We start from the raw sequence: 13,066 nt of genomic DNA, 5'->3' as shown, positions 1-13,066 counted from the left end.
CTACTGGCGCAGTGCCGCATGGTTTCGGCCAGTCTCTACGGTCGCGCCACGGTGGCCGTGCGGTGGCCGGAGAGCGGCTGTCGGCAAACGGCGGTCACCCGGGATTGGCGGATACGACCGGATCGGCAGGCGTAGTCCGGTAGTTGGGGCCGGTCATGGCGGGCCGGGCCGCGTCGGGCGCGCGGGCGGCGGTCGGCCGGGGCGCCCGTGGCGGGCCCGGCCGTGGCCGAACATCTGGTCGTTGACAATTCCACATGACTGTCCCCGGTACCCATCGGGCAAGCATCCCCGTGAACGTGTTCGAGCAGGAGGGGAACCGACATCGGCACGCGGGCGGGGGTCATGAAGAGGCAGGCACGAGGGGGCGGTCCCACGGCGATCGGGGCCTTCTCGGCAGGGACGGTGGAGGAAGAGGCCGACGGCGCCACGGAGCAGGCACAGGCGCCGCAACTGACGCGCAGACTCGGGCGGGCGGACCTGAGGGCGGTCCCGGAGGCCCGCAGAGAGCTGCGCGACCTGCTACGGCACTGGGGACAGCCCGGCCGGGCGGAGATAGCGGAACTGCTCACCAGCGAACTCGTCACCAACGCCATCGTCCACACCGACGACGACGCGGTCCTGACGGCCTGCGTCGGACCCGGGGGACTGCGGGTGGAGGTACGGGACTTCGTGGCCCGACCGCCGCGACTGCGGGTGGCGAACGCCGACGACAACACGCACGGCAGGGGGCTGGTGCTGGTGGAGTCCCTCGCGGACGCGTGGGGCGTACGGCCGCACGGGGTGGGGAAGTCGGTGTGGTTCGAACTCGACGCGGACGCCGCCTGAGACGCCGCTCGAACGGCACGGGGTGCGGCCCGAGTCGGACCGCACCCCGGTCCCGTGCTGTCCGGCTCTAGCCGAACTGCTGCTCAAGGTCCTTCAGCTTGCGCTCAAGGGAGTCGAGACGCGGGAGGGCCATTGTGTCGTCCTCCGCGGTGAGGTCGACGGTGACCGGCTCAGCGCCCCTGCGGACGGGCTGAAGTGAGGGCCGGGCGCGAACGGGCAGTGGCTCCCCGGTGGATATGGCAGGCTCCGCGGAGACGCGCTCGGCCTGCTCCACCGTGGGCAGCTCGACGTGCCGTCCGCCGCTCCGGCCGACGAAGCCGCGCCCGTGGCCCCGGCTGATCGCCTTGAGCTGCGCCCGCTCCAGCCGCTGCTGCTCGCGCCGCCGCAGCCGGGCCTCCTCCTTCTGCCGCTTGTCCTCGCGCACCTCGTCGACCGCCTCGTCGAGGGTGCGGACGCCTTCCAGCAGCATCAGCGACCAGGCCTTGTACGTCTCACGCGGCGCCCGCAGCCAGCGGACGATGCGGATCTGCGGCAACGGGCGCGGAATCAGGCCCTGCTCGCGCAGCGCGGCCCGGCGGGTCTGCTTCAGGGCGCGGTCGAAGAGGACCGCCGCCGACAGGGACATGCCCGCGAAGAAGTGGGGGGCACCGTCGTGTCCGAGGCCGCGGGGGGCGTGCACCCAGTTGAACCAGGCCGCCGCGCCCGCGAACGTCCACACCAGTATCCGGGAGCCGAGCGCCGCGTCACCGTGGCTGGCCTCGCGCACCGCGAGCACGGAGCAGAACATCGCCGCGCCGTCGAGGCCGAACGGCACGAGATACTCCCAGCCGCCGGAGAGGCCGAGGTTCTGCTGGCCGAAGCCGACGAGGCCTTTGAAGGAGAGGGCCGCGGCGACCGCGGCACAGCAGAAGAGGAGCACATAGGAGGCGGTGCCGTAGATGGCCTCCTTGCGTCTGCGGCGCTCCTCGGCGCGCTCCCACGAGTCGTCCGCGCTCGCGTCCTTCCCCGCGGAACGCTTGCCGCGCTGGAGTACCGCAACCGCCGTCAGCATGCCCGCGAGCAGTACGGCGCACGGTAGCAGCCAGTTCAGCGATATGTCGGTCAGTCTCATCTGGGGTCCCTTGCATTGGGATAGGGCGTAACGCCCGCCATGGTGGCCCAAACCCACCGGCCCTCAGGGGGTTTCGGGGCAAGAGGCCGCCAATGAAGTGCAAGGGGATGCCCGGGGCGGCGTTCTGCTCGAACTGCCGCTTGAGGGGCGGGAGTTGAGTTCGAGTAAGAGTACCCGGACGGGTGGTTGTGTTGAAAGTTCCTGCGGCTGGTGGGGGAGGTGTGAATTCCCTGTGCGTGGGCGATGCGGTGGGGCGCAGGAGGCTCAACTGGCGGTTGTCGCCAGCAGTTTGGTGACGCGGTCCGCGTCGCAGGTGCGCGGGCAGGTGGCGCAGGTGTCCTCGGGACGCAGGGTGTAGAACATGCAGCAGCTCGCCCGGTCCCGGGTGGGCAGTGTCTCGCCGTTGGGGCCCTTGAGCTCGCGGAAGGCGGCCGAACCGGCGTACGGCTTGGTCGCGCCCGGCAGCAGCAGCTCCAGTTCGTGGCGCGCGCGGTCCTGCTCGCCGAGGAGGTGGGCGACGTACCAGAGGCCCTCGACGATCTCGTCGGTCGCCGTACCCCACAGGGCGCGGCCGCGGCGGCGCATCCGGGGGCCGAAGGCGGCGAGGACCGGTTCGAGGTGCTCGGCGACCGCCGCGCGCACCTCGGTCCGCAGGGCCTCCTCGTCCGGGACCACGGTGGCGCCGGGCAGGGCGGCGGCCGGGTCGCCGGGGAGGCAGGCGAAGCCGTGCGGGCGGACCGCGAGGCGGCCCATGGCCAGGCCGGGGGCCGTGCGGTTGTACGAGACATGCGTCACGGGGTAGCGGGGGACGCGGCGGCTGAGGAACCAGGGGACGGTGATCAGGAGGCAGGCCGGCCAGGCGTAGCGGTGCAGGCCGAAGCTGGCGATCACGTCCGGGCGGGCGCGCTGGGCGTAGTCGCGGACGACCTGGGCGTCGTCGTGGGCCAGGAAGTCGTCGAGGGCGGTGCTGTGTGTGGTTATGGCGGCGGTGGTGATCCAGCCGGGGGTGGTGGGGAAGGGCTCGGTGGGGTCCAGTTCTGTGATGCCGAGGCTGGGGACGGCTTCCGTGAGGCGGGCGTACGCGTGTGCTGTGGCCGAGGCGGGCGTGGGCATACGGGGACCACCCAATCGGAGATGTCTGGGGCCTGTTTGAAGGTAAGGCTTACCTTAGCGGAAGGGGGGAGGATTTGAACTGGGGGCTTCTGCGCCTAAGGTGCTTGACGGATGAGTAACAAGACGCCGTAATGACCCCAAGTACTGACACGTCCGGAGGAGGACCCCTGTGAACCCCATGAAGCGAGTCGTGCCGGGCTTCGTGGAGGTGGGGGGTGTGGGCGGTGTGGGGGATTCGGTTTCGGTGCCGCAGGTGCGGGTGCCCGCGCAGCCTGGGGCCGCGGATGCGGCGTGGGGGCGGGACTGTGAGTCGGCTGAGGGTGTGCGGGGGGAGCACACGCACGGGGAGCACGCGCACGGGGGGCACGCGCACGGGGGGCACGCGCACGGGGAGCACACGCACAGTGAGCAGCCGGTTCGGGCGGTGGTGCAGCGGGCGTCCGTGCGGGGGCAGATTCTTGACGCGTTGCGTGCGGCGTTGGTGAGGGGGGAGCTGCGGCCGGGGGAGGTGTACTCGGCGCCGGCGCTGGGGGAGCGGTTCGGGGTGTCGGCGACGCCTGTGCGGGAGGCCATGCAGCAGTTGGCTCTGGAGGGGGCCGTCGAGGTTGTGCCCAACCGGGGTTTTCGGGTGGTCGAGCGGGATTCTCGTGAGCTGGCGGAGTTGGCGGAGGTGCGGGGGCTGATCGAGGTTCCTGTCATTCTGCGGCTGGCTCGTACGGTGTCCGCGGAGCGGTGGGCGGAGTTGCGGCCGTTGGCGGAGGCGTCGGTGCGGGCGGCCTCGTCCGGGTGTCGGGCGACGTATGCGGAGGCCGATCGGGCCTTTCACCGGGGTGTGCTGGGGCTTGCGGGGAACTCGCAGTTGGTGCGGATCGCCGATGATGTGCATCGGCGGGCGCAGTGGCCGTTGGTGGGGGCCTTGGCCTCGGCCTCGGCCTCGCGGGGGCGTACGGAGTTGGTGGCGGATGCGGCTGAGCATGCCGCTCTGCTGGATGCGCTGGTGGTGCGGGATCTGGATGCGGTGCGGGGGCTGGTGGAGGCGCACTTCGCCGTGGGGTGAGGGTGCCGGTGCCTGCGGCGGCCTGTGGCTGATCGGTGGGGGCCGCTGCAGCGCCTACGGCCCGGGGGTGGGTCGGGGCCGCGCCGGGGGGTGTCCGTCCTCGGAACGGCGCGGAATCGGTCACTTACCAACTTGCCCGGGTTGACGCGCCAACCGCTGCGGGCGGACACCCCCCGACACGGCCCCTTCCGTGCGTGCGCGAGTGCGGCTATCACCGGCCCAGCGGCGGGCATGCGGTGCCCTCCGGTTGTGGGTTGCGGTGCCGCTGAGCCGTGGGCACCTGGTGTCGTCCTGCGGTGGGTGTGTGGTGCCGCCCCGTCGCGGGTGTGTGGTGCTGTCCAGCGGCAGGTATGCGGTGCCGTCCAGTCGCGGGCAGTCGTGCTGCTGGGGCGGCACGGGTGGGCGCGGGTGTAAGCCGTTGTGCCGGGCTGCGTGACGCCCCGGGGGCAGTCGCTACGCCGTTGCCGCGCCAGCAGCCGGTGGTGTCAGTTGGGTTGCGAGCCAGGTGGGGACTCCGCCCAGGAGGCGGTACAGGCGGCGGGCCTCCTCGCGTAGGCGGGATGCCTCCGGTTCGGGTTCTGTGGCGGCCAGCGAGGCCAGGGCGGGGGCCGTGCCCACCAGGTAGCCCAACTCCTCGCGGATCCGCAGGGATTCGGCGAAGCCGTGGCGGGCCTCGGCCAACTCGCCCTCTCTGAGCGCCAGTCCGGCGAGGTGGCGCCAGGTGAAGGAGAGGAGGAGGGCGTTGGCGTGGGCGGTGGCGCCGGCGTGGGCGCGGCGGTAGGCGGCGAGGGCGGCCTGGGGGGAGTGGGCGAGGTTTTCGGCGAGTAGGCCGCGGCGGAAGTCCAGGAGGGGGCGGCCGGGGGCGCCCGGGGGGATCAGGGCCGCCGCCCGGCCGAGGGCCGCTCGTGCCTCGTCGGCGCGGTCGCGGACCGTGTGCAGGGTGGCCGCGTAGGCGAGCTGGCCGCGTTCACAGGCGGCCGCACCCCGTTCCTCGTCGGTGTGGGCCAGCGCCTCGGCCGTGCGCAGGGCGTCCTCGGCCTCCTGCCAGCCCTGCTCGGTGTACAGGCATCGTTCGACCAGCAGCGCGGCGCGTTGCAGGGCCGCCGCCGGCGTGGTCGGGGTCAGCAGGGCCGCCGCGTCGGCCCAGCAGGCCCGTGAACGCAACCGCCACACCGCGGTCTGGAGGGGATCGTCGTCTGAGGTCGTTCCGGTACCAGACATGGCGGTATGCGCCACGTTGCCCTCCCCGAGCGCGCCATCGAGCTGTTGAGTGGTGGCCGCATTTCAACACCAATTCAGCTGCCCGGCCAAGAGGGTGGGTGAAGGATTTCACAAAGTCGAGGGGCTTTGCGGTCTGTTGGGTTTCAGCTCATGCGCAGGGCCAGGAAGAAGTCGAGCTTGTCCTCCAGGCGTGAGAGGTCGCGGCTCGTCAGCTGCTCGATGCGGCCCACGCGGTAGCGCAGGGTGTTGACGTGCAGGTGGAGGCGGGAGGCGCAGCGGGTCCAGGAGCCGTCGCATTCGAGGAAGGCTTCGAGGGTCGGGATGAGTTCGGCGCGGTGGCGGCGGTCGTAGTCGCGCAGGGGGTCCAGGAGTCGGGCGGTGAAGGCGCGGCGTACGTCGTCGGGGACGAAGGGCAGGAGGAGGACGTGGGAGGCCAGTTCCTGGTGGCCGGCCGCGCAGACGCGGCCGGGGCGGGCCGCCGCCACCCGGCGGGCGTGCCGGGCCTCCTCCAGGGCGCCGCGCAGGCCCTCCGCCGAGTGGACCGCCGCGCTGACGCCGAGGGTGACGCGGCCGTCGTCCTCCAGGCCGGCCGAGAGGGGGGCGCGGACCGCGGTGAGGAGTGCGTCGGCGAGGACGCCGGTCTCCGAGCCGTCGTGCTCCGAGGAGACGGCGGGCAGGGGGACCAGGGCGATCGCCTCGTCGCCGGTGTGGGCCACGGCGATGCGGTCGGAGGGTTCCGGGCCGGTGGCCAGCGGGTCGACCAGGATCTCCTCCAGGAGGGACTGGGCCACCGGACCCGCCTCGATGTCGGCGCCGTCCCATTCGACGCGGGCCACGACCACCTGCCAGTGGGGGGCCGCGCCGAGGCCGGGCAGCAGCACCGGCGCGGCGACGCGCAGGCGGGCCGCGATCTCGGCGGGGGCGGCGCCCGTCTGGACGAGTTCCAGGACCTCCTGGGCCAGGCGGCGGCGGACCGTGCGGGCCGCGTCGCGGCGGTCGCGTTCGACGGCGATGAGTTGCGTGACGCCGTGGAGGAGGTCGAGGCGCTCCTCCGGCCAGTCACCCGCGTCCGCCTCGACGGCAAGTAGCCAGTCCGACAGGACTGTCTCGCGTACGTCCCGGGAGGCCTGCGGGGAGCGGCCGCTGCTGCGGATCGGGAAGAGCGAGTACGTCGTGGTGCCGAGGATCAGGCGGTGCGGGCCGCGCCGGCCGGTGCGGGCCGCCGCCAGGTGCTCGGCCGCCAGCTTCGCGCACGCCTCGGGGGGCAGCGCCGGGCCGCCGACCTTGGAGCCCGCGATCAGGCGGCCGGTGGGGGAGAGGACCCAGGCGCGCAGGTCCAGGTCCGAGCCGAGGAGGTCGAGGACCACGTCCGGGCCGCCGCCCGCCGGGCCCGCCGTCATCATCCGGCGGTGCCGGTCGACCACGGCCGCGAGGTCGCCGGCGCGCTCGCCGGAGACCTGTCGTACGACGTGCTCGGTGATCGTCGCGAAGGCCACCGACTCGTGCACCGCGAAGAGGGGCAGGCGGTGGCGGGCGCAGGCCATGACCAGGTCGTCCGGCACGTCGCCGAGTTCCGCCTCGCCGGCCCCCAGTGCCGCCACGCCGGCCTGCACCAGGATGCGTACGAAGGGCTCGGAGTCGGCCGCGTTCCGGCGCCACGCCAGGCCCGTGAGCACCAGCTCACCGCCGGAGAGGTAGCGGCTGGGGTCCCGCAGGTCGGTGGTCATCACGCCCCGCACGGTGCGGTCCAGCTCGTCCTCGCCGCCGAGCAGCTTGAGGCCCAGCGCGTCGGTGTCCAGCAGTGCGCGCAGCCGCATTCTCGTCGCCGCCGTTCTTTGTCTCGAAAACTACGATGGATCTTGACGGGTCCCTGGGTGAGTGGCCCGTGCGGTGGCCGGTTGAGCGGTGCTCGCCGTCTCCCGTGCTGTGTCCCAGGTCACGCGGCCTGTGCCGGACGTTTCCCCAGGAAAACCAGGAGGTTACTGATGACCTCCGTTCATACGAATCTACAAGATGACCGCCCTGGCCAGCCAACTCCTTCATGGTTTCGGTGACTGACCGCGCTGGAACAAGGCGCTGTGTACTGAGGTCAATGCGCGTTAACAGCACATGAACGAGCCGGGCCCGCCGCACACGGATTGGCTCAATCTGTACGACCCACGAGACGATGAAGAGAGCCGGTCATGGACTTCCTTCGCCCCGCCAGCTGGGAGGAGGCGCTCGCCGCGAAGGCCGAGCACCCCACCGCTGTGCCGATTGCGGGTGGCACCGATGTGATGGTCGAGATCAACTTCGACCACCGCCGGCCCGAGTACCTCATGGACCTCAACCGCATCGGCGATCTCTCCGAGTGGGAGATCGGCGAGGACTCCGTGCGGCTGGGGGCCTCCGTCCCGTACTCGAAGATCATGGAGCACCTGCGCGCCGAGCTGCCGGGCCTGGCCCTCGCCTCGCACACCGTCGCCTCCCCGCAGATCCGCAACCGCGGCGGCGTCGGCGGCAACCTCGGCACCGCCTCCCCGGCCGGTGACGCCCACCCCGCCCTCCTCGCCGCCGGCGCCGAGGTCGAGGTCGAGTCGGTGCGCGGGTCCCGCCGTATTCCGATCGATGAGTTCTACACCGGCGTCAAGCGCAACGCGCTGGCGGCCGACGAGCTGATCCGCGCCGTACACATCAAGAAGGCGGACGGGCCCCAGCAGTACTCGAAGGTCGGCACGCGCAACGCCATGGTCATCGCCGTGTGCGCCTTCGGGCTCGCCCTGCACCCGCAGACGCGGACCGTGCGGACCGGTATCGGTTCGGCGGCCCCGACGCCCGTGCGGGCCAAGGCCGCGGAGGAGTTCCTGAACGCCGCGCTCGAAGAGGGTGGCTTCTGGGACAACGGAAAGATCATCACCCCGTCGGTCGCCAAGCAGTTCGCGGACCTGTGCTCCGCCGCCTGCAACCCGATCGACGACGTCCGGGGCACGGCGAGCTACCGCCGGCACGCGGTGGGCATCATGGCCCGCCGGACCCTGACCTGGACCTGGGAGTCGTATCGCGGCACCGCCGCACGCACGGAGGGAGCCGCGTAATGCGCGTCAATTTCACGGTCAACGGACGTCCGCAGGAAGCCGACGACGTGTGGGAGGGCGAGTCCCTGCTGTACGTGCTGAGGGAACGGCTGGGGCTGCCGGGTTCGAAGAACGCCTGCGAGCAGGGCGAGTGCGGGTCGTGCACCGTGCGGCTGGACGGCGTGCCGGTGTGTTCGTGTCTGGTCGCCGCCGGGCAGGTCGAGGGCCGCGAGGTCGTCACCGTCGAGGGGCTCGCCGACTACGCCAAGCAGCGCGCCGAGAGCGGCTGCGCGACCGGCGCCTGCGGGACCTCCCTTCAGGACGCCCAGCAGTGGCAGGCCAAAGGCACCGACTCGCAGACCGGTGAGGGCAGCGAACTCTCCCCGATCCAGCAGGCGTTCATCGACGCCGGCGCCGTCCAGTGCGGCTTCTGCACCCCGGGTCTGCTGGTCGCCGCCGACGAGATGCTCGAGAACAACCCGAACCCGACCGACGCCGACATCCGCGAGGCGCTGTCGGGCAACCTGTGCCGCTGCACCGGCTACGAGAAGATCATGGACGCGGTCCGCCTGGCGGCCGCCCGCCAGTCCGAGGGGGTCTGACCATGCCGACCAACGGCGCACCTACGAAGATCACGCAGGGCTCGCAGACCAAGGGCGGCATCGGTGAGTCCACGCTCCGCCCGGACGGCACCCTGAAGGTCACCGGCGAGTTCGCGTACTCGTCCGACATGTGGCACGAGGACATGCTGTGGGGGCAGATCCTGCGCTCCACGGTCGCGCACGCCGAGATCGTCTCGATCGACACGTCCGAGGCGCTCGCGCTGCCGGGTGTGTACGCCGTGCTGACGTACGACGACCTGCCGACCGAGGTGAAGAACTACGGCCTGGAGATCCAGGACACCCCGGTCCTCGCGCACGGCAAGGTACGCCACCACGGCGAGCCCGTCGCGATCGTCGCCGCCGACCACCCGGAGACGGCCCGCCGCGCCGCCGCCAAGATCAAGGTCGACTACCGCGAACTGCCCGTCATCACCGACGAGGCCTCCGCGACCGCGCCGGACGCGATCCTCGTCCACGAGGGCCGCGACGATCACCACGCCGGCCACGTCCCGCACCCGAACATCGTGCACCGCCAGCCGATCATCCGCGGCGATGTGACTCAGGCCCGCAAGCGCGCCGACGTCATCGTCGAGGGCGAGTACACCTTCGGCATGCAGGACCAGGCCTTCCTCGGCCCCGAGTCCGGTCTCGCGGTGCCCGAGGAGGACGGCGGCGTCCACCTCTACATCGCCACCCAGTGGCTGCACTCCGACCTGCGCCAGATCGCGCCCGTGCTCGGCCTGCCCGAGGAGAAGGTGCGGATGACGCTGGCCGGTGTCGGCGGCGCGTTCGGCGGTCGTGAGGACCTGTCGATGCAGATCCACGCCTGCCTGCTGGCGCTGCGCACCGGCAAGCCGGTGAAGATCGTCTACAACCGGTTCGAGTCCTTCTTCGGGCACGTCCACCGCCACCCGGCCAAGCTGTACTACGAGCACGGCGCCACCAAGGACGGCAAGCTCACGCACATGAAGTGCCGGATCGTCCTGGACGGCGGCGCCTACGCCTCCGCCTCCCCGGCGGTCGTCGGCAACGCCTCCTCGCTGTCCGTCGGCCCGTACGTCATCGACGACGTCGACATCGAGGCCATCGCCCTCTACACCAACAACCCGCCCTGCGGCGCCATGCGCGGCTTCGGCGCGGTCCAGGCGTGCTTCGCCTACGAGGCGCAGATGGACAAGCTGGCGAAGAAGCTCGGCATGGACCCGGTGGAGTTCCGGCAGCTCAACGCCATGGAACAGGGCACCATCATGCCGACCGGCCAGCCCGTCGACTCGCCGGCGCCGGTCGCCGAACTCCTGCGCCGCGTCAAGGCGATGCCGATGCCGCCGGAGCGCCAGTGGGAGAGCAGCGAGGGCGCGGACGTCCGGCAGCTGCCCGGCGGCCTGTCCAACACCACGCACGGTGAAGGCGTCGTACGGGGTGTGGGCTACGCGGTCGGCATCAAGAACGTCGGCTTCTCCGAGGGCTTCGACGACTACTCCACCGCCAAGGTGCGCATGGAGGTCGTCGGCGGCGAGCCGGTGGCCACGGTCCACACGGCCATGGCGGAGGTCGGCCAGGGCGGTGTCACCGTCCACGCGCAGATCGCCCGCACCGAGCTGGGCGTCACCCAGGTGACCATCCACCCGGCGGACACCCAGGTGGGCAGCGCCGGTTCGACGTCCGCCTCGCGGCAGACGTACGTCACCGGTGGTGCCGTCAAGAACGCCTGTGAGCTGGTCCGCGAGCAGGTGCTGGAGCTCGGGCGCCGCAAGTTCGGCTCCTACCACCCGGCCTGGGCGACGGCCGAGCTGCTGCTGGAGGGCGGCAAGGTCGTCACCGACGGCGGCGAGGTGCTGGCCGACCTGGTGGACGTGCTGGAGAACGAGGCCGTCGAGGTCGAGGAGGAGTGGCGGCACCGGCCGACCGAGGCCTTCGACCTGCGCACCGGCCAGGGCTTCGGCCACGTCCAGTACTCCTTCGCCGCGCACCGCGCCGTCGTCGAGGTCGACACCGAGCTCGGCCTGGTCAAGGTGATCGAGCTGGCCTGCGCGCAGGACGTCGGCAAGGCGCTCAACCCGCTGTCCGTCATCGGGCAGATCCAGGGCGGTACGACCCAGGGTCTCGGTGTGGCGGTCATGGAGGAGATCGTCGTCGACCCGAAGACCGCGAAGGTGAAGAACCCCTCCTTCACGGACTATCTGATCCCGACCATCCTCGACACGCCGACCATCCCGGTCGACGTCCTCGAACTCGCCGACGAGCACGCCCCGTACGGGCTGCGCGGCATCGGCGAGGCCCCCACCCTGTCCTCGACTCCGGCGGTCCTCGCGGCGATCCGCAACGCGACCGGCCTGGAGCTGAACAGGACGCCGGTCCGCCCCGAGCACCTGACCGGTACCGCGTAAGAGCTCTCCGGGCGGCGCATGGAACGTCACACACTCCGCGCCGCCCGGAGCCCAAGTACCGCACCGCTCGCGGTCCTTGGAACCGACCGAATCGTTCGTCTCGGGCCGTCCCCCGGGTCGTGCGGCCGAAGCACCTTCCCAAATCCCGCAGCCGCAACGGCGGTCCCCATGCGGGTGCCCCTATGAACCTTGGGAGTAGGCCCACATGACCCAGCAGTCACTGGAGCCGAAGACCGTCTCGGAGGACGCGGGTGACGGATCCCGCGTCCCGGCCGGACGCTCTTGGCTCGACCGGTACTTTCACATATCCCAACGGGGATCCTCGGTCGCGCGTGAGGTGCGCGGCGGCGTCACCACCTTCATGGCGATGGCGTACATCCTCCTCCTCAACCCCCTGATCCTGTCCGGCAAGGACGCGGCGGGGGACACGCTCGGCCAGAAGGCCCTGATCACCGCCACCGCGTTCGCGGCGGCCCTCACGACGCTGCTGATGGGTTTCGTCGGCAAGGTGCCCCTGGCGCTCGCCGCGGGCCTCTCCGTCTCCGGAGTCCTCGCCTCCCAGGTCGCTCCCCAGATGACCTGGGCCCAGGCGATGGGCATGTGCGTGATGTACGGCGTGGTCATCATGCTGCTGGTCGTCACCGGCCTGCGCGAGATGATCATGAACGCGATTCCCTTGCCGCTGAAGCACGCGATCACCATGGGTATCGGCCTGTTCGTGGCGCTGATCGGCTTCTACAAGGCCGGTTTCGTGCACAACGGCGAGACCACCCCGGTGATCCTCGGCCCGGAGGGCGAACTGGCCGGCTGGCCGGTGCTGCTCTTCGCCCTGACCCTCCTCGCCATCTTCATGCTCCAGGCGCGCGGCATCCCCGGCGCCATCCTGCTCGGCATCGTCGGCGGCACGGTCCTCGCCCTGATCCTCAACGCCCTCGACGTCATCGACCCCGAGCAGTGGGCCGGCGGCGCTCCCGAACTGCGGGGCGGCGCGGTCTCGATGCCCGACTTCTCGATCTTCGGCAACGTCGAGTTCGGCGGCTGGGGCGAGGTCGGCGCGATGACCGTCGGCATGATCGTGTTCACGCTGGTGCTCGCCGGGTTCTTCGACGCGATGGCGACGATCATCGGCGTCGGCACCGAGGCCAAGCTGGCGGACGACAAGGGCCGGATGCCGGGCCTGTCCAAGGCGCTGTTCATCGACGGCGCGGGCGGCGCGATCGGCGGCGTCTCCGGCGCCTCCGGCCAGACCGTGTTCGTGGAGTCGGCGACCGGCGTCGGCGAGGGTGCCCGCACCGGCCTGTCGTCGGTGGTCACCGGTCTGTTCTTCGCGGCCTGCCTGTTCTTCACGCCGCTGACGGCGATCGTGCCGGGCGAGGTCGCGGCCGCCGCCCTGGTGGTGATCGGCGCCATGATGATGATGAACGCCCGGCACGTGGACTGGTCCGACCGCGCCACCGCGATCCCGGTCTTCCTGACCGTCGTGATCATGCCGTTCACGTACTCGATCACCGCGGGTGTCGCCGCCGGTGTCATCTCCTACGTCGCCATCCGGATCGCGCAGGGCAAGGCGCGCGAGATAGGTGTCTTCATGTGGGCGCTGACGGCGATCTTCGTGGTGTTCTTCGCACTCAACCCCATCGAGAGCTGGATGGGCGTGCACTGACGCCCGACCGCCCTCCCCACACCGCTGTTAAGGA

10 protein-coding genes are annotated in these 13,066 nt (G+C 71.3%); 6 read left to right on the top strand and 4 right to left on the bottom strand.

Translation table 11 applies throughout. From position 1 onward, the window contains the following. Positions 1-342 precede the first annotated feature (342 nt). On the top strand, positions 343-825 hold the full coding sequence (locus I2W78_RS06770; protein ID WP_196457824.1) for an ATP-binding protein: 483 nt from the start codon (positions 343-345) through the stop codon (positions 823-825). Positions 826-892: 67 nt separating this feature from the next. On the opposite strand, the gene I2W78_RS06765 is transcribed toward I2W78_RS06770, so the two are convergent. Both I2W78_RS06765 and I2W78_RS06760 read right to left on the bottom strand, forming a co-directional pair. Continuing rightward, positions 893-1,936, bottom strand: coding sequence for a DUF2637 domain-containing protein (locus I2W78_RS06765; RefSeq protein WP_196457822.1), 1,044 nt, complete (start codon positions 1,934-1,936; stop codon positions 893-895). Between the two features lie 264 nt (positions 1,937-2,200). After that, positions 2,201-3,049, bottom strand: a complete 849-nt coding sequence (locus tag I2W78_RS06760) for a (2Fe-2S)-binding protein (RefSeq protein ID WP_196457820.1) — start codon at positions 3,047-3,049, stop codon at positions 2,201-2,203. 178 nt (positions 3,050-3,227) lie between these two features. On the opposite strand from I2W78_RS06760, the gene I2W78_RS06755 reads away from it, so the two are divergent. After that, positions 3,228-4,106, top strand: a complete 879-nt coding sequence (locus I2W78_RS06755) for a GntR family transcriptional regulator (protein ID WP_196464449.1) — start codon at positions 3,228-3,230, stop codon at positions 4,104-4,106. A gap of 453 nt (positions 4,107-4,559) precedes the next feature. Here I2W78_RS06755 and I2W78_RS06750 read toward each other — a convergent pair whose 3' ends face one another. Next, positions 4,560-5,327: a hypothetical protein gene (locus I2W78_RS06750; RefSeq protein ID WP_196457818.1), complete on the bottom strand. Its 768-nt coding sequence runs from the start codon at positions 5,325-5,327 to the stop codon at positions 4,560-4,562. A gap of 143 nt (positions 5,328-5,470) precedes the next feature. After that, positions 5,471-7,144, bottom strand: a complete 1,674-nt coding sequence (locus I2W78_RS06745) for a PucR family transcriptional regulator (protein WP_196457816.1) — start codon at positions 7,142-7,144, stop codon at positions 5,471-5,473. A 366-nt stretch (positions 7,145-7,510) separates the two neighbouring features. Here I2W78_RS06745 and I2W78_RS06740 point away from each other — a divergent pair, with 366 nt between their 5' ends. The 4 genes from I2W78_RS06740 to I2W78_RS06725 all read left to right on the top strand — a co-directional run bounded on the left by I2W78_RS06740 (position 7,511) and on the right by I2W78_RS06725 (position 13,032). Then, positions 7,511-8,401, top strand: coding sequence for an FAD binding domain-containing protein (locus tag I2W78_RS06740; protein ID WP_196457814.1), 891 nt, complete (start codon positions 7,511-7,513; stop codon positions 8,399-8,401). Further along, complete coding sequence (locus tag I2W78_RS06735; protein WP_196457812.1) at positions 8,401-8,982, top strand: (2Fe-2S)-binding protein; 582 nt, start codon at positions 8,401-8,403, stop codon at positions 8,980-8,982. Before I2W78_RS06740 ends, I2W78_RS06735 begins: the two co-directional genes overlap by 1 nt. A gap of 2 nt (positions 8,983-8,984) precedes the next feature. Beyond that, on the top strand, positions 8,985-11,369 hold the full coding sequence (locus I2W78_RS06730; RefSeq protein WP_196457811.1) for a xanthine dehydrogenase family protein molybdopterin-binding subunit: 2,385 nt from the start codon (positions 8,985-8,987) through the stop codon (positions 11,367-11,369). Positions 11,370-11,574: 205 nt separating this feature from the next. Next, the gene (locus I2W78_RS06725; RefSeq protein WP_196457809.1) at positions 11,575-13,032 is read left to right on the top strand and encodes an NCS2 family permease; all 1,458 of its coding nucleotides are present in this window, start codon (positions 11,575-11,577) and stop codon (positions 13,030-13,032) included. The last annotated feature ends 34 nt before the right edge of the window (positions 13,033-13,066 follow it).

Source organism: Streptomyces spinoverrucosus, from assembly GCF_015712165.1.
GTDB classification, from domain to species: Bacteria; Actinomycetota; Actinomycetes; order Streptomycetales; family Streptomycetaceae; genus Streptomyces; species Streptomyces spinoverrucosus_A.
The sequence above is the reverse complement of the archived record's forward strand: the minus strand, read 5'-3'. Positions and strand labels throughout refer to the sequence as shown.